The sequence below is a fragment of the Brevundimonas diminuta genome (assembly GCF_050310045.1).
Taxonomy (GTDB): domain Bacteria; phylum Pseudomonadota; class Alphaproteobacteria; order Caulobacterales; family Caulobacteraceae; genus Brevundimonas; species Brevundimonas diminuta_F.
Window position 1 is genome coordinate 139,753 of sequence record NZ_CP190005.1, and the last position, 16,324, is coordinate 156,076.

At 68.9% G+C, this 16,324-nt stretch carries 18 protein-coding genes; 6 read left to right on the top strand and 12 right to left on the bottom strand.

The annotated features are described in order from the left end of the window. Positions 1-92: 92 nt before the first annotated feature. Both ACORJG_RS00675 and ACORJG_RS00680 read left to right on the top strand, forming a co-directional pair. On the top strand, positions 93-230 hold the full coding sequence (locus tag ACORJG_RS00675; RefSeq protein ID WP_346532316.1) for an entericidin A/B family lipoprotein: 138 nt from the start codon (positions 93-95) through the stop codon (positions 228-230). Then, positions 172-741 carry a YidB family protein gene (locus tag ACORJG_RS00680; protein WP_427790729.1) on the top strand — a complete coding sequence of 190 codons (570 nt, stop codon included), beginning with the start codon at positions 172-174 and terminating at the stop codon, positions 739-741. The genes ACORJG_RS00675 and ACORJG_RS00680 overlap by 59 nt, the downstream gene beginning before the upstream one ends. A 200-nt stretch (positions 742-941) precedes the next feature. Here ACORJG_RS00680 and truA read toward each other — a convergent pair whose 3' ends face one another. The 7 genes from truA to ACORJG_RS00715 form a co-directional block, all read right to left on the bottom strand. Then, positions 942-1,691 (bottom strand): tRNA pseudouridine(38-40) synthase TruA, encoded by a 750-nt coding sequence (gene truA / locus ACORJG_RS00685; RefSeq protein WP_427790733.1) that lies wholly within the window; start codon positions 1,689-1,691, stop codon positions 942-944. Beyond that, entirely contained in the window at positions 1,691-2,665 is a 975-nt protein-coding gene (gene fmt, locus ACORJG_RS00690; protein ID WP_427790735.1) for a methionyl-tRNA formyltransferase, read from the bottom strand. Before fmt ends, truA begins: the two co-directional genes overlap by 1 nt. A 27-nt stretch (positions 2,666-2,692) precedes the next feature. Continuing rightward, positions 2,693-2,923: a hypothetical protein gene (locus ACORJG_RS00695; RefSeq protein ID WP_427790737.1), complete on the bottom strand. Its 231-nt coding sequence runs from the start codon at positions 2,921-2,923 to the stop codon at positions 2,693-2,695. Then, the gene (gene def / locus ACORJG_RS00700; RefSeq protein ID WP_427790739.1) at positions 2,923-3,495 is read right to left on the bottom strand and encodes a peptide deformylase; all 573 of its coding nucleotides are present in this window, start codon (positions 3,493-3,495) and stop codon (positions 2,923-2,925) included. The genes ACORJG_RS00695 and def overlap by 1 nt, the downstream gene beginning before the upstream one ends. A gap of 73 nt (positions 3,496-3,568) precedes the next feature. Continuing rightward, entirely contained in the window at positions 3,569-3,976 is a 408-nt protein-coding gene (locus ACORJG_RS00705) for an acyl-CoA thioesterase (protein ID WP_427790741.1), read from the bottom strand. Between the two features lie 78 nt (positions 3,977-4,054). After that, entirely contained in the window at positions 4,055-4,234 is a 180-nt protein-coding gene (locus tag ACORJG_RS00710; RefSeq protein WP_427790742.1) for a hypothetical protein, read from the bottom strand. A 96-nt stretch (positions 4,235-4,330) separates the two neighbouring features. Then, positions 4,331-5,797, bottom strand: coding sequence for a PLP-dependent aminotransferase family protein (locus tag ACORJG_RS00715; RefSeq protein ID WP_427790744.1), 1,467 nt, complete (start codon positions 5,795-5,797; stop codon positions 4,331-4,333). Positions 5,798-5,913: 116 nt separating this feature from the next. Between ACORJG_RS00715 and ACORJG_RS00720 the strand changes: the two genes are divergently transcribed. The 3 genes from ACORJG_RS00720 to pdxY all read left to right on the top strand — a co-directional run bounded on the left by ACORJG_RS00720 (position 5,914) and on the right by pdxY (position 8,358). Further along, positions 5,914-6,150, top strand: coding sequence for a thioredoxin family protein (locus tag ACORJG_RS00720; RefSeq protein ID WP_427790746.1), 237 nt, complete (start codon positions 5,914-5,916; stop codon positions 6,148-6,150). Between the two features lie 121 nt (positions 6,151-6,271). Further along, positions 6,272-7,540, top strand: a complete 1,269-nt coding sequence (glyA, locus tag ACORJG_RS00725; protein ID WP_427790748.1) for a serine hydroxymethyltransferase — start codon at positions 6,272-6,274, stop codon at positions 7,538-7,540. A 17-nt stretch (positions 7,541-7,557) separates the two neighbouring features. Beyond that, positions 7,558-8,358, top strand: a complete 801-nt coding sequence (pdxY, locus tag ACORJG_RS00730; RefSeq protein ID WP_427790750.1) for a pyridoxal kinase — start codon at positions 7,558-7,560, stop codon at positions 8,356-8,358. A gap of 6 nt (positions 8,359-8,364) precedes the next feature. On the opposite strand, the gene ACORJG_RS00735 is transcribed toward pdxY, so the two are convergent. The 4 genes from ACORJG_RS00735 to ACORJG_RS00750 all read right to left on the bottom strand — a co-directional run bounded on the left by ACORJG_RS00735 (position 8,365) and on the right by ACORJG_RS00750 (position 13,072). Beyond that, positions 8,365-9,522 (bottom strand): DegT/DnrJ/EryC1/StrS family aminotransferase, encoded by a 1,158-nt coding sequence (locus ACORJG_RS00735; RefSeq protein WP_427790752.1) that lies wholly within the window; start codon positions 9,520-9,522, stop codon positions 8,365-8,367. Positions 9,523-9,570: 48 nt separating this feature from the next. After that, positions 9,571-10,332 (bottom strand): YggS family pyridoxal phosphate-dependent enzyme, encoded by a 762-nt coding sequence (locus ACORJG_RS00740; RefSeq protein WP_427790754.1) that lies wholly within the window; start codon positions 10,330-10,332, stop codon positions 9,571-9,573. Then, positions 10,329-11,465: an alanine racemase gene (gene alr, locus ACORJG_RS00745; RefSeq protein ID WP_427790755.1), complete on the bottom strand. Its 1,137-nt coding sequence runs from the start codon at positions 11,463-11,465 to the stop codon at positions 10,329-10,331. The genes ACORJG_RS00740 and alr overlap by 4 nt, the downstream gene beginning before the upstream one ends. A 116-nt stretch (positions 11,466-11,581) precedes the next feature. Next, positions 11,582-13,072, bottom strand: coding sequence for a PLP-dependent aminotransferase family protein (locus ACORJG_RS00750; RefSeq protein ID WP_427790757.1), 1,491 nt, complete (start codon positions 13,070-13,072; stop codon positions 11,582-11,584). A gap of 115 nt (positions 13,073-13,187) precedes the next feature. On the opposite strand from ACORJG_RS00750, the gene hemA reads away from it, so the two are divergent. Further along, the gene (hemA, locus tag ACORJG_RS00755) at positions 13,188-14,435 is read left to right on the top strand and encodes a 5-aminolevulinate synthase (RefSeq protein ID WP_427790759.1); all 1,248 of its coding nucleotides are present in this window, start codon (positions 13,188-13,190) and stop codon (positions 14,433-14,435) included. Positions 14,436-14,438: 3 nt separating this feature from the next. On the opposite strand, the gene ACORJG_RS00760 is transcribed toward hemA, so the two are convergent. After that, a complete protein-coding gene (locus ACORJG_RS00760) occupies positions 14,439-16,145 on the bottom strand; it encodes a M1 family metallopeptidase (protein WP_427790760.1) in 1,707 nt (568 codons plus the stop codon). Between the last annotated feature and the right edge of the window lie 179 nt (positions 16,146-16,324).

Genomic DNA, 16,324 nt, shown 5'->3' on the forward strand with positions numbered 1-16,324 from the left:
TCGCCGTTAGCAGAGTAGAGGTTCGTTTGGCCATGCAACCTTATGGCCAAGCTTCACGTTGAAGCGCCAATTCTATCTTCGGGGATTCTCTCATGCGCAAGCTTATCGTCCTTGGCGTCATCGCCGCCGCCCTGACCACCGCCGCCTGCAACACCGTCGCCGGGGTGGGCCGTGACGTCTCCGCCGTCGGTCAGGCCGTGGCCTCGACCTCGGAACGCGCCAAGAACTGACGCCGAGTCCTGCTGGTCGGGCGCCGCCGGTCGCCTTGTTTTACGTTTCGGCGGCAAAACCGCCAAAGACTTCCGTTATGCTGACGCTTCAATCGGAGGAATGAGCATGGGACTTCTGGACAATATCCTGGGCGGCATCGGCGACGGCGCCGCCGGGGGCGTGGCCGACCTGCTGAAAAGCCAGGGCGGCGTGGCGGGCCTGACCGAGAAGTTCGGCCAGAACGGTCTGGGCGACGTTGCGGCCTCGTGGGTCGGCAAGGGCGGAAACTCTGCGATCAGCGCCGAACAGATCGCCGCCGTGCTGGGCTCCGGCCCGATCGCCGACTTCGCCAAGAAGCTGGGCGTTTCGCCTGAGCAGGCCAGCGTCACCCTGGCCGCTTTGTTGCCGCAGGTCATCGACCGCCTGACGCCCAACGGTTCGGCCGAAGGCGCTGATGATCTGGTCGGCGGCCTGCTGAACAACCTGCCGGGCGGCCTCGGCGGCGCGCTGGGCGGTCTGTTCAAGCGGTAAAGGCGAGACGCCAAAAGCTGCCTTTTTTCTCTCCGTCATCCTCGGGCTTGACCCGAGGATCGGACTTTCCGCCCGCTCGACGGTGGCCGGCTAGGGCGACAGTTGCGGGGCCTCTACATGCCGCTGCAGAGCCGACGGCTCGATCCTCGGGTCAAGCCCGAGGATGACGGCGGGTGAGGAGCGAGCGACGAGAGGGGCCCTCAGGCCTCCGTCTCATAGGTGACGCCCGTCAGATAAAGCCCGTCTGACGGCGCCACTGTTCCACAGCGGGCGCGATCTTTCGCCGCCAGCGCATCGGCCAGATCGGCGGGGCTCCAGCGGCCCAGCCCCACTTCGGCGATGCTGCCCGCCATCGAGCGCACCTGGCGATGCAGGAAGCTGCGCGCCTCGAACACCAGATGCACCTCTTCGCCGACGCGGGAGACGCGGGCGACGTCCAGCGTCCTCATCGGACTGGCCGCCTGACAGGCGGCGTCGCGGAAGGTGGTGAAGTCGTGCAGACCGATCAGGGCCTGCGCCGCCGCGTGCATGGCCTCGGCGTCCAGCGGCTTCCTGACGTGCCAGACCCGGCCCCGGTCCAGCGCCGGGCGGCCCGGCCGGTTCAGGATGCGATACAGGTACTTGCGCCCGTTGGCGGTGAAGCGGGCGTGCCAGTCGTCGCTGACCGGCGTGCAGTCCAGCACCGCCACCGCCTCCTTCACCAGATGGGCGTTCAGGGCGTTCATCACCGTCTGCGCGGGCCAGTCGCGCTCCAGATCGACATGGCAGGTCTGGCCTGTTGCGTGGACGCCCGTGTCGGTTCGCCCGGCGGCGGCAATACGCACACGCTCGCCGCTGAAGGCGGTGATGGCCGTCTCGATCGCGCCCTGCACCGTCGGCTGGTGGGTCTGGGCCTGAAAGCCATTGTAGGCAGAGCCGTCATACTCGACGGTAAAACGATAGCGGGGCATTATCCTTGGGGGCCGCGATCAGAAGGCTCCGCCTTCTCGACCCGACGCGGCCCGGCCAGAACCACACCTGCTGGAACCGCGAAGCCCCGCAGCATTTCGTCGGCGGCCTGAGCCGCCTTGCCGGGGCGCTGCACGCGGGTCAGGCGCACGGCGCCGGTTCCGCAGGCGATGGTCAGCGCGTCGTCCAGCACCTGACCGGGCGCGCCTTGCCCGTCGGCCAGCACCGACATCAGCGCCTTGATGCGCACCGGCTCGCCGTCGGCCTCGACCTCGAACCAGGCGCCGGGGAAGGGCGACAGGCCGCGGATGTGGGCGTCCACCTCGGCGGCCGGGCGGGTCCAGTCGATGCGGGCTTCGGCCGTGGTGATCTTCTTGGCGTAGGTCGGCTCGCCCGTCTGCTGCGTCTCGGTGAAGCCGCCGCGTTCGATGGCGGCCAGCGCGCGCGGCCACAGGGCGGCGCCGACATGAGCCATGCGGTCGCCCAGAGAGGCGGCCGTATCGTCGGCGTGGATGTCCATCAGTTCCGACAGGATGATGGCGCCTTCGTCCAGGCCTTCGCTCATGCGCATGATCTGGACGCCGGTCTGGCGGTCCCCGGCCATGATGGCGCGCTGGATCGGGGCGGCGCCGCGCCAGCGCGGCAGCAGCGATCCGTGCAGGTTGAAGCAGCCCAGACGCGGCGCTTCCAGCACCTCGGGCTTCAGGATCTGGCCGTAGGCGACGACGCAGGCGGCGTCGAGATCCAGGCTCTTGAAGACTTCGATGGCTTCGGCCGCCTTCATGCTGTCGGGTGTGAAGACCGGCAGGCCCATGGCCTCGGCGAAGGCGTGGACAGGCGACGGCGTCAGCTTCTGGCCCCGGCCCTTGGGGCGCGGCGGTTGTGAATAGACGGCGACGATCTCGTGCCCCGAGGCGATCAGCTCGGCCAGCGACGGCACGGCGAAGTCGGGGGTTCCCATGAAGGCTAGGCGCATGGGCAGGCCTTTAGACCGTGAGGCCGATTACATCCAGCGGGTATAGACGCCGCCGCCCTCGTCCCACTCGCCGCCCGCGTCCAGCGCGTCGTCGAAATCGAGCAGGCGATCGACGATCAGGCCCGCCACCACGCCGACAGCGGCGACGGCCAGCAGGGTCGCGACGCTGGCGACGCCGACCTTTTCATTGCGGGTCAGGCGGCGACGGCCCCCTCTATTGACGATTTTGGGATCGATAATCCGGGTCTTGCGGGACATCAGGCGGCCATCCTCGCGTGTTTCTTGACCTTGGCGACCGCGCGGTCGCGACGCAGGCGCGACAGGTGGTCGATGAACAGGACGCCGTTCAGGTGATCCAGTTCGTGCTGGAAGCAGACGGCGTAGAGGCCCTCGATTTCTTCCTCGATCGTCTCGCCCTGATAGTTCATGTAGCGGACGCGCACGCGGGCCGGGCGCTCGACGGCGTCGTAATAGGTCGGCACCGACAGGCAGCCCTCTTCGTAGGAGAACATCTCCTCGGACGACCACAAGATTTCGGGGTTGACGAAGAAGCGCGGGTTGCGGCGCTCCAGCGCCTCTTCCTCGGTCTGTGGCTCGTCAGATGCGCCCTCGACCGGCTTGTCGCCCAGATCCATGACGACCACGCGGCTCAGCTCGCCGATCTGCGGCGCGGCCAGGCCGATGCCCGGCGCGTCGTACATCGTCTCCAGCATGTCATCCATCAGGACGCGCACGGCGTCGCTGACGCCGCCCTCGACGGGTGCGGCGACGGTCTTCAGGATCGCCAGGTCGGCGGCGTTATCGATAGTCAGGATACGACGAATGGCCATGCGGGGGAGGTAGGGCCGCCGCCCCCGAACGTCAAGAATTACCGACTCCAGCGCTCGGACTTCTCAGGCGCCGTCAGGCAGGCGGCACTTCACGCGGCTTGCGGTCCTGATCGATGGCCACATAGGTGAAGACGCCTTCGGTCACGCGCACCGACAGGGCCTCGGCCTGACCGCGCGCGCGTTTCCACGCCTCGACATGGACGCGGATCGAGGTGCGGCCGACGCGGATAACCTTGGCGTAGGTGGACACTTCGTCGCCGACCGACACCGGCTGGTGAAAGACCATGCCGTCCAGGGCGACGGTGGCGCAGCGGCCGCCCGCGCGCTCGAACGCCGGGGTCGCCCCGGCCAGGTCCATCTGGGCCAGCAGCCAGCCGCCGAAGATATCGCCCTCGGGATTGGTGTCGGCGGGCATGGCGATGACGCGGCCGACCGGCTGGCCTTCAGGCAGCAGGGCGGCGGGTTTGTCGGCGTCGGACACGGATGACCTCTCGAACGGCTTCGTCAGGGCCGGTTCATGCGCTCTGAGCCGTAGGGACGCAAGCCGTCGTCCCGCGCCTCAGGCCGAGCAGGCGGCGACAATGGCGATGACGGCGGCCGCGACCATGACCGACAGCGGCAGGACGAAGATCTGGATCAGGGCGGTGCGCCGCGAGGCGCCGCCTTCAGGCGTGTCCTCGCCCTCGAACAGACGGCGTGACCGAGGCGGGGCGGTCTTGCGGCCGGCGTCCTGCATCATGATGAACCCTTTCAGACCCATGCGGCGAAGGCCGCGATCAGGCCGGAGGATGGCGATCGTCCGGCTGGTTCAAAAGGTCCGGTTCGGCTTGATCGATCAGGCCGGTTGCGCCGCCTTCAGCCGATCGACGGCGCGCACCAGTTCCGTCTCGTCCAGACTGGCGAAGCCGATGCGGAAGGCGTTGGCGGCTGGGGTTCCCCTCGCGCCCGGCTCAAGCTGAAGCTGCCCGCCGTGGGTCAGGATCAAGCCCTGCCGCCCTGCCTCGGCGGCCCAGACGGCGGCGTTGATGTCCGGGTTCACGCGCAGCCACAGCGCCAGCCCGCCCGCCGGTTTGTCGAAGGCGACGGCGTCGCCCAGTCGGGCGGCGATCTCGACGCACAGCAGGTCGCGGCGCTGTTCATAGATCCTGCGCGCCTTGCGGGCGTGACGGCCCAGGTCGCCGTCGTCGATCAGCCGGGCCAGCGCCCGCTCCAGCGGCAGGTCGCCCTGACGGTCGATGGCCTCCCGTCGCGCGGTCATGGTCTGGATCAGGTCCGGCGCGCCCGTCGCATAGCCGACGCGGATCACCGGCGACAGCAGCTTGGACACCGAGCCGATATGGATGATGCGGTCCTGACCGCCTCTCTGGCTCAGGGCGCGGGCGGCCAGCGGCAGGACCGGGCGTCCCTCGAAACGGTATTCGTGGTCATAGTCGTCCTCGATCAGGATCAGGCCATGGCGACGCGCCAGCTCCAGCAGCCGCAGACGCCGCCCGGCGCCCAGCGTCACCGTGGTCGGAAACTGATGGTGGGGCGTGACATAGACGGCGCGGATCGTCGGGTCGCGCGCCAGCAGGGCCTCCAGCCGTTCGACATCCAGACCCTGCGCATCGACGGGGGCGCCCACCACGCGGGCGCCTGCGGCGCGAAACGCCTTCCACGCCAGCGGATAGCCGGGGTCCTCGACGGCGATGGCGTCGCCGGGGTTCAGGACGGCGGCGGCCAGAAACAGGGCCATCTGGCTGCCGCGCGTGACCAGTATGTCGTCGGCGCCGACCGTCAGGCCGCGCTCGGCTGACAGATAGCGGGCCAGCGCCGTCCGCAGCGACGGCGCCCCGCGCGGATCGCCGTATCCGGGCAGCAACCGAAGTTCCGCCCCGGTTATGGAGCGCCGGAAGGCCCGCGCCAGCTCCAGCACCGGCATCAGGCGCGCATCGGGCGACCCGTCGGTGAACTGCATCGGCGGCGGCGCAGGCCGGGTCAGCGGCAAGACCGAGGCTGCGGGCGGAGCGGCTTTTCGCACGCCCCACTTCTGCGTGGCTGGATCGGGCAGGTCGCGGGCGACGAAGGTGCCGCGCGACGCCTCGGCCGTCAGCCAGCCCTGCAACACCAGTTCCTGATAGGCGGCGTCGACGGTGTTGCGATGGACGCCCAGAGTTTGGGCCAGGGCGCGGGTGCCGGGCAGGCGGTCGCCGGGCTTCAGCCGCCCACGCTCGATCTCGCGGATCACCGATGAGGCCAGATTGATGAACAGCGGCCGCGCCGGGTCTTCGATCAGTTCAATGACGATGGCGCTGCGCCCCATGATCCGGCCTGTCTGATTTCGTGAAAGCGGCTCTTATCGGTAGGCCGTATCGGCGGGTATCTCACGCGCTAATCCAGACAGCAACTGTGCTGGTCTGTTCAGTAAGGGACAGGATCATGGCCGGAAAAGCGGTTTTCTATCATGCAGGCTGCACCGTCTGCGTCGACGCCGAGCAGCGGTTCGCAGGCGCGTTGAACCCGGCGGCCTATCAGGTCGAAGTGGTGCATCTGGGCGAGACGCCGCAGCGCCTGTCCGAGGCTGAGGCGGCGGGCGTGAAGTCCGTTCCGGCCTTCGTCATCGACGGCGCCGTCTACCACATCAATCACGGCGCGGACCTGTCGGCCCTGCGCTGATCGGTCTTGGGCCAACGCGATCCGGCCGGGTTTTCAGTCCCCCGAAGCCCGGCCGCTCGGCGGGTCGGCGACCCTCCACCTCACCGGCCGACCCGCCGCTTTTTTATCTGACGGAGACAGTATGACTTCCGACCTGGCGACGCGGGCTCTGGACCCGCAACTGGCCCAAGCCCTGATGCTGGAGCGCCAGCGCCAGCAGGACAGCATCGAGCTGATCGCGTCCGAAAACATCGTCAGCGCCGCCGTGCGTCAGGCGCAGGGCTCGGTCCTGACCAACAAATACGCCGAGGGCTATCCGGGCCGTCGCTATTACGGCGGGTGCGAGGCGGTCGACATCGCCGAGAAGCTGGCCATCGAGCGCGCCTGCACCCTGTTCGACACGGCCTACGCCAACGTCCAGCCGCACTCGGGCGTCAACGCCAACCTGGCCGTGCTGTTCGCCCTGATCAAGCCGGGCGACCGCATCATGGGGCTGGATCTGGCCTGCGGCGGACACCTGACGCACGGCTCGCCGGTCAGCCTGTCGGGCCAGTGGTTCGAAGTCAGCGCCTATCGGGTACGCGAGGACGACGACCTGATCGACTATGACGACATGGAGCAGCGCGTCCTTCAGGACCGCCCCCGCCTGATTTATGCGGGCGGCTCGGCCTATCCGCGTCGCATCGACTTCGCCCGGATGCGCCAGATCGCGGATAAGGTCGGCGCCTGGCTGGTGGCCGATGTGGCCCACTACGCCGGGCTGATCGCGGCGGGCCTCTATCCCAATCCGACGCCGCACGCCCATGTCACCACCTCGACTACGCACAAGACCCTGCGCGGCCCGCGCGGCGGCCTGATCCTGTGCAACGATCCCGAGTTGGCGCGACGCATCGACAAGGCGGTCTTCCCCGGCACGCAGGGCGGGCCGCTGATGCACGTCATCGCGGGCAAGGCGGCGGCCTTTCATGAGGCGCTTCAGCCTGATTTTGTGACCTATTCAAAGGCGGTGATCGAGAACGCCCGCGTGCTGGGCCAGACGCTGGCGGACGGAGGCCTGCGCCTCGTCTCGGGCGGAACCGACTGCCATCTGGTGCTGGTCGACCTGCGCCCCTTCGGCCTGACCGGCAAGGCGGCGGTCGAGGCGCTGGAGGATCACGGCCTGATCGCCAACAAGAACGCGGTCCCCTATGACACGGCTTCGCCGATGGTGACGTCGGGGCTGCGGCTGGGCTCGCCGTCCTCGACCTCGCGCGGGTTAGACGCCGAGGCGTTCTGCACGGTCGGCGGCATGATCCTGACCATCCTCAAGGGCCTGCGCGACGGTGATCTCGACAGCGCGGCGGTGAAGGCGCAGGGAAGAGAACTGACGCGGGCCTATCCGATCGCCGGACCGGCGCTGACGCCCGCTTAAGGAGGTTCCGAACGCGCGTGCGGGTCATCTCGATTCAAAGTCAGGTCGTCTACGGCCACGTCGGCAACAGTGCAGCGGTCCAGCCGATGCAGGCCATGGGGCTGGAGGTGGCGGCGGTGCCGACCACTCTTTTGTCCAATCACCCGCACTATCCCACCATGCGCGGCCGGATTCTGGAGACGGAACTGGTCGCCGACCTGCTGCTGGGGGTCGAGGAGCGCGACCTGCCGATGACATCCGGGGCGGTGGTGACGGGCTATATGGGCTCGGCCGCCAATGCGGCGGCGACGGCGGGCTTCTTGCGGCGCTGGAAGGCGAAGAACCCGGCCCTGCTGCACATCTGCGACCCGGTGATCGGCGACGATGATCTGGGCGTCTTCGTCGCCGATGGCCTGATCGAACAGTTCCGCGACGAACTGACCCCAATGGCCGACATCATCACCCCCAACCAGTTCGAGCTGGGCCGACTGGTCGGCGAACGGCCCGATACGGTCGAGGGCGTGATCGAGGCGACGCGCATCCTGAACGCGCGCGGCACGGGGCGGACGGTGGTGACGGGCTGCGTGCTGACCGACACCGCGCCGGGCGAGGTCGAGACGGTGGCGGTCGAGGGCGGCGTCGCCCATCGCACCTCCATCCCCCGCATCCCGATCCGGCCCAGCGGCACCGGCGATCTGTTCACTGCCTACCTGACCGGCTGGCTGATGCGCGGCGAGGGATTGGCCGAGGCCGCCGCCCGCGCCACCGCCGGGGTCCAGACCGTTCTGCAGCGGACCCAGGCGGCGGGCGCCTTCGAGATGTGTCTGAGCGAGGGCTGAAAGCCCTCAGCCGAAGCCGGCGACGGCGGCGATCACCCGGTCCTGCACGGCCTCGTCCAGATAGGCGCTCATCGGCAGGCTGATGACCCGCTCGGCCCTGGCCTCGGTCACGGCCAGACCGCCGGGGCCGACCGGGTGCTGGCGATAGGCGGGCTGGCGGTGCAGGGGGATCGGATAATAGACGGCGGTCGGCACGCCTTCGGCCTTCAGATGGGCGGCCAGGGCGTCGCGGTCGTCGTGCTCGACGGTGAACTGGGCCCAGACCGAGCGGCCGCCGGGAATGACCACCGGCGTCGCCGCCACATGATCGGCCAGCCCCTGCACATAGCGTTCGGCGATGCGGTTGCGGCGCGCGATCTCGTCCGGGAAGATTTTCAGCTTCTCCAGCAGGACGACGGCCTGCAAGGTGTCCAGCCGTCCGTTCATGCCCAGACGCGGGTTCAGATATTTGGGGTCATGGGTGAAGTCTTGGGCCGCCGCATCCGCCGCCGTCGCCTGACCGTGAACACGCAGGGAAACGAGGTGATCCATCAGCGCCGCCTCCTTCACCAGCACCGCCCCGCCGTCGCCATAGGCGCCCAGCGGCTTGGCCGGAAAGAAGCTCAGCGTCGTGGCGTCGGCCCAATGGATCGGGTGCTGGCCGTTCAGGGTGCAGCCGAACCCTTGCGCCGAATCCGCGATCAGCTTCAGCCCGTGCTTCTGGGTGATCTGCGACAGGGCGGGATAGTCGGCGGGCTGGCCGAACAGGTCCACGGCGATGACGGCGCGGGGCTTCAGCACGCCCTCGCGCTCGACAGCCTCGACGGCGGCGCGCAGGTGATCGGGGTCCATCGTCCAGGTGTCGGGACGGATGTCGATGAAGACCGGCGTGGCGCCCGCCAGCGCGACCACCTCGGCCGTGGCGGCGAAGGTGAAGGCGGGGCAGAAGGCGGCGTCTCCCGGCCCCACGTCCCACGCCATCATCAACAGCACCAGCGCATCCGTCCCGTTGGAGCATGACAGGGCGTGGGGCGCCTGGCCGAAATCGCACAGGGCCTGTTCAAAGGCGCCGACCGCCGGACCCATGATGTACTGGCCGCTGGCCGCGACCTCCATCAAGGCGGCGTCGATGGCCGGGCCGATGCGGCGGCGCTGGCTGAGAAGATCGATGAAGGGAATCGTCACGCGTCGGTTACTCCGGGGAGGGGGAGGTTGGTCAGGCCCAGTCGGCTCTCAGGCCAGACCGGGCCAGTAGTGGGCGTTCGGCGTCGGACGCGGGCCGAAGATGGCCTGTCCGACCCGCACCACGGTCGCGCCTTCGCGCACGGCCAGTTCGTAGTCGCCGGTCATGCCCATCGACAGGCCGGTGATGCGCGCATCGATGCGTTCGGCTTTGTCGCGCAGGGACCGCAGCAGGGTGAAGCAGGGCCGCACCCGGTCGGGATCGTCGCTGAACACCGCCAGCGTCATCAGCCCCTGCGGCTTCAGCCGGGGAAAGGCCTCCAGCCGTTCGATGAAGTCCAGCGCATCGTCGGGATGCAGACCGAACTTGCTCTGTTCGCCCGAGGTGTTGACCTGAACATAGACCTTCATGTCGCGGCCGTCGGTCTCCAGCCGCTTGTTCAAGACCTCGGCCAGCTTGAGGCTGTCCAGCGCATGGAACTCGTCCGCCAGACGGGTCAGGTATTTGACCTTGTTCGACTGCAGGTGGCCGACGACGTGCCAGCGCATCGACAGATCGGCCATGGCCTCGGCCTTGTCGCGGGCCTCCTGCAGCTTGTTCTCGCCGAAGTCGGTGACGCCCGCGGCCCAGGCCAGACGCAGAATCTCGGCCGGAACCGTCTTGGTGATCGGCAACAGGCGCACGCTGTCGATCGGCCGCCCGACCTGTTCGCAGGCGGCGGCGATGCGGCGATGAACCAGCGCCAGATTGGCGGCGAACCGTTCGCGCGGGTCAGGCCCGAATCGTTCGAGGTTTTCAGGCGAAAGGGTCACGAAACATACTCCCGACACAGGCGGCGGCCCAGCCGCGCAATGACTTCATAGTCGATGGTCGCGCCGTTCAGCGCCAGCTGTTCCGGCGTGCGGTTGGGGCTCAGAAGTTCCACCTGATCGCCCGCCTTCAGCGCATCGGGGGACAGGGCGCTGATATCCACGACCAGACTGTCCATCGAGATGCGCCCGACGAAGGGCAGCAAGCGCCCCTCGAATGCAGCGGCGCCGGTGGCCGACAACTGGCGCGGCCAGCCGTCAGCATAGCCCACGCCGATGGTCGCCAGACGCATGTCCTTCGGCGCCGTGACCGCCCAGCCGTAGCCGACGCCCGCGCCTGCAGGTACGGCGCGGGTCTGGATGACGCGGCCCGTCACCTCGACCACCGGCTGCATGGCCTTGGCCGAGGGCGAGGCGTCTAGGGCGAACAGGGCCGCACCGATCCGGCATAGGTCATAGTGGTAGTCAGGCCCCAGCCAGCACCCGGCCGAGTTGGCCAGCGAGCGCGGAACGCCGGGCGGCGCGTGGGCCAGAATGCGCTCGAAGGCCTGACGCTGGCGCGCATTGCCCGCGTGGCCGGGCGTGTCGGCGACGGCCAGATGGCTGAGGATCAGGCGCGGCTCGATCCAGCGGATCGGGCCATCAGGGGCGAAGGCGAAGGCGGCGTCCTCGGGCGGCAGGCCCAGCCGCGACATGCCGGTGTCGAACTGTATCGCCGCCGCCAGCGGCCGCCCGACGGCCCGGCCCAGACGCGCCCAGCCCTCCATCTGTTCAAAGCTGTTCAGCACCGGGATCGCCCCGGCGGCGAGGGCTGCGTACTCGGCGCCGGGCGCCAGACCGTTCAGCACGAACAGTTCGGCGTCGGCGGGCAGGACGCGGCGCAGATCCACCGCCTCGAACAGATGGGCGATGAAGAAGGCGCGGCATCCGGCGTCATAGAGGGCGGGCGCGATGCGAGCCGCGCCCAGACCATAGGCGTCGGCCTTGACCACGGCGGCGCAGGCGGCGGGCGCGACCAGATCGCACATGGCGCGATAGTTGGCGGCGACGGCGCCGAGGGACACGCGAATCCGGCCGCCGCCGTGGTCGGATCGGCGGCCCCGCTGGTCGGTCGGGAACAGGGCGAGGGCAGGCAAGGGATAGAAGCTTTCACGGCGTCGGCTGACCGCCGACCTCCGCACCCTAGACCCCTGTGTCCCGGCCATTCCCCGCCACGTCGGCGCAGATCGTCAGACCGCTTTGTAAGCGTCGATCACGCGGGGAACAGCTTCGCCAGCCGATCGACGGCGGCGTCGATCTCGGCCGGGGTCGAGGCGGCGAAGCCCATCAGCCAGCCGGGACGGCCCGCGCCTGCGTCGTGCAGGGGCGTCAGGCCGGTCAGGTGAACGCCGACTCGCCGGGCCGCGCGCACCGTCTCGGCCTCGTCGAAGCCGTCCTTCAGGAAGCAGGGCATCTGCAGCCCTCCGGCGGGCCGGTCGGGCGTGACGACGTGGGGCAGGCGCCCCCTCACCGCCGTCTCCAGCGCGTCCAGCCGTTCCGCATAGACGCCGCGCATGGTGCGGACATAGGCGCCGAACCGGCCGTCCTCGATGAATCGGGCCAGCGTCAGTTGGGCCACCGAGGCGGTGAAGCCGTCCATCAGGCTGCGCGCTGCCACCATCGGCTCGACCAGCGGGCGCGGCAGGATCAGATAGGCCAGCCTCAGCCCCGGAAACAGGGACTTGGTGAAGGTGCCCAGATAGAGGGTCCGGTCGTGCGGGTCCAAGCCCTGGACGCAGGCGGTCGGCCGCCCGGCGTAGTGGAACTCGCTGTCGTAATCGTCTTCCAGAATCCAGGCGTCATGCTCGGCCGCCCATTGTATCAGCGCCAGCCGCCGGTCCAGCGACAGGGTGCGGCCGGTCGGAAACTGGTGCGAGGGGGTGACGAAGACCGCCCGTCCGTCCTCGCGTCGGGCCAGCAGGTCGTCGGTCCGCAGCCCCTGCGCGTCGACCGCCACGGGCAGGCGCTTCAGCCCCGCCGCGTCCAGCGCCTTGGCGGCGCCCTGATAGGCCGGGTCTTCGATGAAGACGCCGTCGCCGGGATCGGCCAGCACCCGCGCGCACAGGGACAGGGCCTGCTGGGAACTGGTCAGGATCAGGATCTGGTCGGGATCGGCCCGCGCCCCACGTTCCAGATTCACATAACCGGCGATGGCGCGGCGCAGGCGCGGATGGCCCTGGGGATCGCCGTGGTGCAGGGCGGCGGCGCCTTCCTCGCGCAGGGTCTGACGATGCAGCCGGTCCCACTGGGCGAAGGGAAACAGCCGCGTCTCCGGCACGCCGGGCGAGAAGGCCAGCGGGGCGTAAGGGTCGCGCAGACCCCCGCTGTCGGCCATCGCCTGCCCGCGTTTGCTCAGGCTCGGCGCCGCCGCCGGTTGCAGGACGGGACGGCGGCCCGCCGGACGCAGCACCCCGCGCTTCAGGCCCAGTTCGGTCAGTTCGCAGACGAAGCTGCCGCTGCCGACGCGCCGCTCGATGAAGCCTTCGGCATGAAGCTGGGCATAGGCCGTTTCGACCGTATCGCGCGACACGCCCAGCGACCGGGCCAGCGTCCGCGACGAGGGCAGGGGCCGTCCCGCCTTCAGCGACCGCTCGACGATCAACTGGCGTACGGCGCGCTGGATGCGGGCGTGCAGGGGCAGGCCGGACTGGGCCGGATGGTCCATGAAGGCCTGAACGGATTCCAGCTGGGCGCGCTTCAGCAATGGTCTGCAACTTCTTTCCAAAGTGGCTGGAATGATCCGGCCAATCCAGCGTTAGGTGTCACGCCCCCGGCGGGTTGGCAATGTCGCCGCCCGACCTGTGATGGGATGTGATGTCATGGGCGCTTTCGACTTCGCCGACTTCTTCAGCCGCGATCTGGACGATCTGAAGCAGGAGGGCCGCTATCGTGTCTTCGCCGATCTGGAGCGGCTGGCCCCCGACACCCCCTATGCGCGCGATCACCGGCGCGGGCGGACCATCACCATCTGGTGCTCGAACGACTACCTGTCGATGGGCGTCCACCCCGAGGTGGTCGAGGCGGCTCAAGGCGCGATCCGCACCTATGGCGCGGGCGCGGGCGGCACGCGCAACATCTCGGGCACCAGCCACGAACATGTCCTGCTGGAGCGGGATCTGGCTGATCTGCACGGCAAGGAGGCGGCGCTGCTGTTCACATCGGGCTATGCGGCCAATGACGCGGCGCTGTCGACGCTGGCCTCGCGCCTGCCCGGCGCTGTGATCTTTTCCGACGCCCTGAACCATGCCTCCATGATCGAGGGGATGCGCCGCTCGGGCGTGGAGAAGCATATCTTCGCCCACAATGACTGGCGCGATCTGGATCGGCTGATGAGCGGGGTCTGCCGCTATCGGCCCAAGCTGGTCTGTTTCGAGAGCTGCTATTCGATGGACGGCGACTTCGCCCCCATCGCCGCCATCTGCGACGTGGCCGAAAAGCACGGCGCCTTCACCTATCTGGACGAGGTGCACGCCGTGGGCCTGTATGGCGCGCGCGGCGCGGGCGTGGCCGAACGCGACGGCCAGTCGCACCGCATCAGCATGATCCAGGGCACCCTCAGCAAGGGGTTCGGCGCCATGGGCGGCTATGTGGCCGGCGATGCGGCGGCGGTCGATTTCGTCCGCAGCCACGCGCCGGGCTTCATCTTCAGCACGGCCCTGCCGCCTTCGGTGGTGGCCGGGGTGCGGGCGGCTTTACAGCATCTGAAGGCCGACGGCGCGCCGCGCCGGGCGCTGGCGGCGCGCGCCGCCTCGATCAAGGCGGGGATGCAGCGGTTGGGGCTGCCGGTCCTGCCCAGCCCCAGCCATATCCTGCCGGTGATGATCGGCGATGCGGCCACGGCGCGGGCGGTGACGGACGCCCTGATGGATGAGCACGGCGTCTACATCCAACCGGTCAACTTCCCCACCGTGCCGCGCGGAACCGAGCGGCTGCGCGTCACGCCGACGCCGCTGCACAGCGACGACGACGAGGATCACCTGCTGCAGGCTCTGGCCGCCGTCTGGGCCGACAATGCCGACTGGCGCCGGTTTTCGGCTGATGCCTTGCGGACGCTGGAACCGGCCTGAGCCTCAGTCGGCGCTCGAGGCTTTCCACCGCTCCAGATACTCCAGCCGTCTCAGCACCTTTGAGCCGGGGTCCAGCAGGATGTGCGCGTTCTGCGGCGCCTCGAACGTCGCGCGGCCGTCGGTCATGGGCAGGGCGCGCACGGCGCCGTCCACCTCGACCTCGACCGGCAGGGGGAAGGGGCGGCCGTTTCCGGTCTTCCACTCCATCGTCACCTGTTCGCCCTGCCGCGTCATGACCAGATCGGGCAGGGCAGCCTGATAGAGATAGGCGTCGAAGAACCAGCCCATGTCGCGCCCCGTCACCTCATTGACGATGGCCACATAATCCGGCGTCGTGGCGTAGCGCGGCTGGAAGTTCCCCGGCCGCGGATCGGGGCGGCCATAGACCAGGCGACGCAGGCTCTCATAGAAGGCGTCGTCGCCGATGTGCAGGCGCAGGGTGTGGGCGATCAGCGCCCCCTTGTAATAGAGGTCCAGCGCCGGGCCGGTTTTGTCGTCATAGACGGTGGCCGCGTCCTGCGGCTGGCCGGACACGACCGGGAAGCGGTTGGCCAGCGTCAGCCGCATGGTCTGAAGCTCGGCCTGCATGGCCCGCTCGCCGTTCAGCCAGCGGGCGTAGAGGGGCTGCATATAGCTGCCGAACCCCTCGTGCAGCCACATGTCGTCCCAGTCGGCGTTGGTCATCTGGTTGCCGAACCATTCGTGCGCCAGCTCATGGTGCAGCAGCCAGTCATAGCCCTTGCCGTCCAGCCGGTAGCCGTTGCCGTAGGCGTTGATGGTCTGGTGCTCCATGCCCAGGTGCGGGGTCTCGACCACGCCCATCTTCTCGTCGCCGAAGGGGAAGGGGCCGATGCTTGCCTCATAGAAGTCGAGCATCTGCGGGAACTCGTCGAACAGCGCCTGCGCCTTGGCCGGGTCGGCCGATGCTAGTCGCCAGAAACGCAACGGAATCACATTGCCGAACCGGCTGTGATAATCGGCGGCCATCTCGACATAGGGGCCGACGTTCAGGCTGATGGCGTAGGTGTCGGGCTGGCGCGCGGTCCAGTTCCAGGTGGTCGTGCCGTCGCCGTTGTCAGCCTTGCCCAGAAAGCGGCCGTTGGCAGGGGCGCTGAGGCTTGAGGGGACGGTGATGTGCAGGTCCACCTGCTCCGGCTCGCCCTGCGGATGGTCGATGCAGGGCCAGAACAGGTCGCAGCCCTCGCCCTGAACCGCGCTGGCGATCCATGGCTGGCCGTCGGGCGTCGTGGTCCAGACGAAGCCGCCGTCCCAGGGCGCGCGCTGGGCCTGATGCGGGCGACCCGCATAGGCGATGCGGACCGAGACGATCTCACCCGCGGACAGCGGGCGGGGCAGGGGAATGGTCAACCGCCCCTCGGGGTTGGACCAGTCGGCGACCGCCTGCCCGTCCACGGTGACGGCGGCGATGGCGAAGACCGCATCCAGCTCGACCACGACCGCCGCCGTCGGCGCGGTGGCGGTGAAGTCGAGGACCGCGACGCCTTCCAGCGATTGCGTCTCAGGCAGCAGCCTGAACGACAGGTCCGCCTTGTCGAAGCGCAGGGCCAACTGCTCCGCCGTGCGCGGCGTGCCGCTGGACAGGGTGAAGGCGGTGGTTTCGCGCGGCGTCTCCTGCGCCAAAGCCCTTGATGTCAGAATGGGCGACGACAGCAGCGCCGTGGTCAGGCAAAGGGCGGCGACAAGACGCAAGACAGGAACTCCGGCAACACGGGCCGCGAGCGTAGCGGGGGCGCGCCGCGCGGCAAGCCCTTGTCTGGCGCTCGCCCTTTCCTTCATCATCGACTGTCGTTTCACCCACCCGCCGTCATCCTCGGGCTTGACCCGAGGATCGAGGGAAGCGGCGCGCTCATCCTTGCCAATGTCTTGCA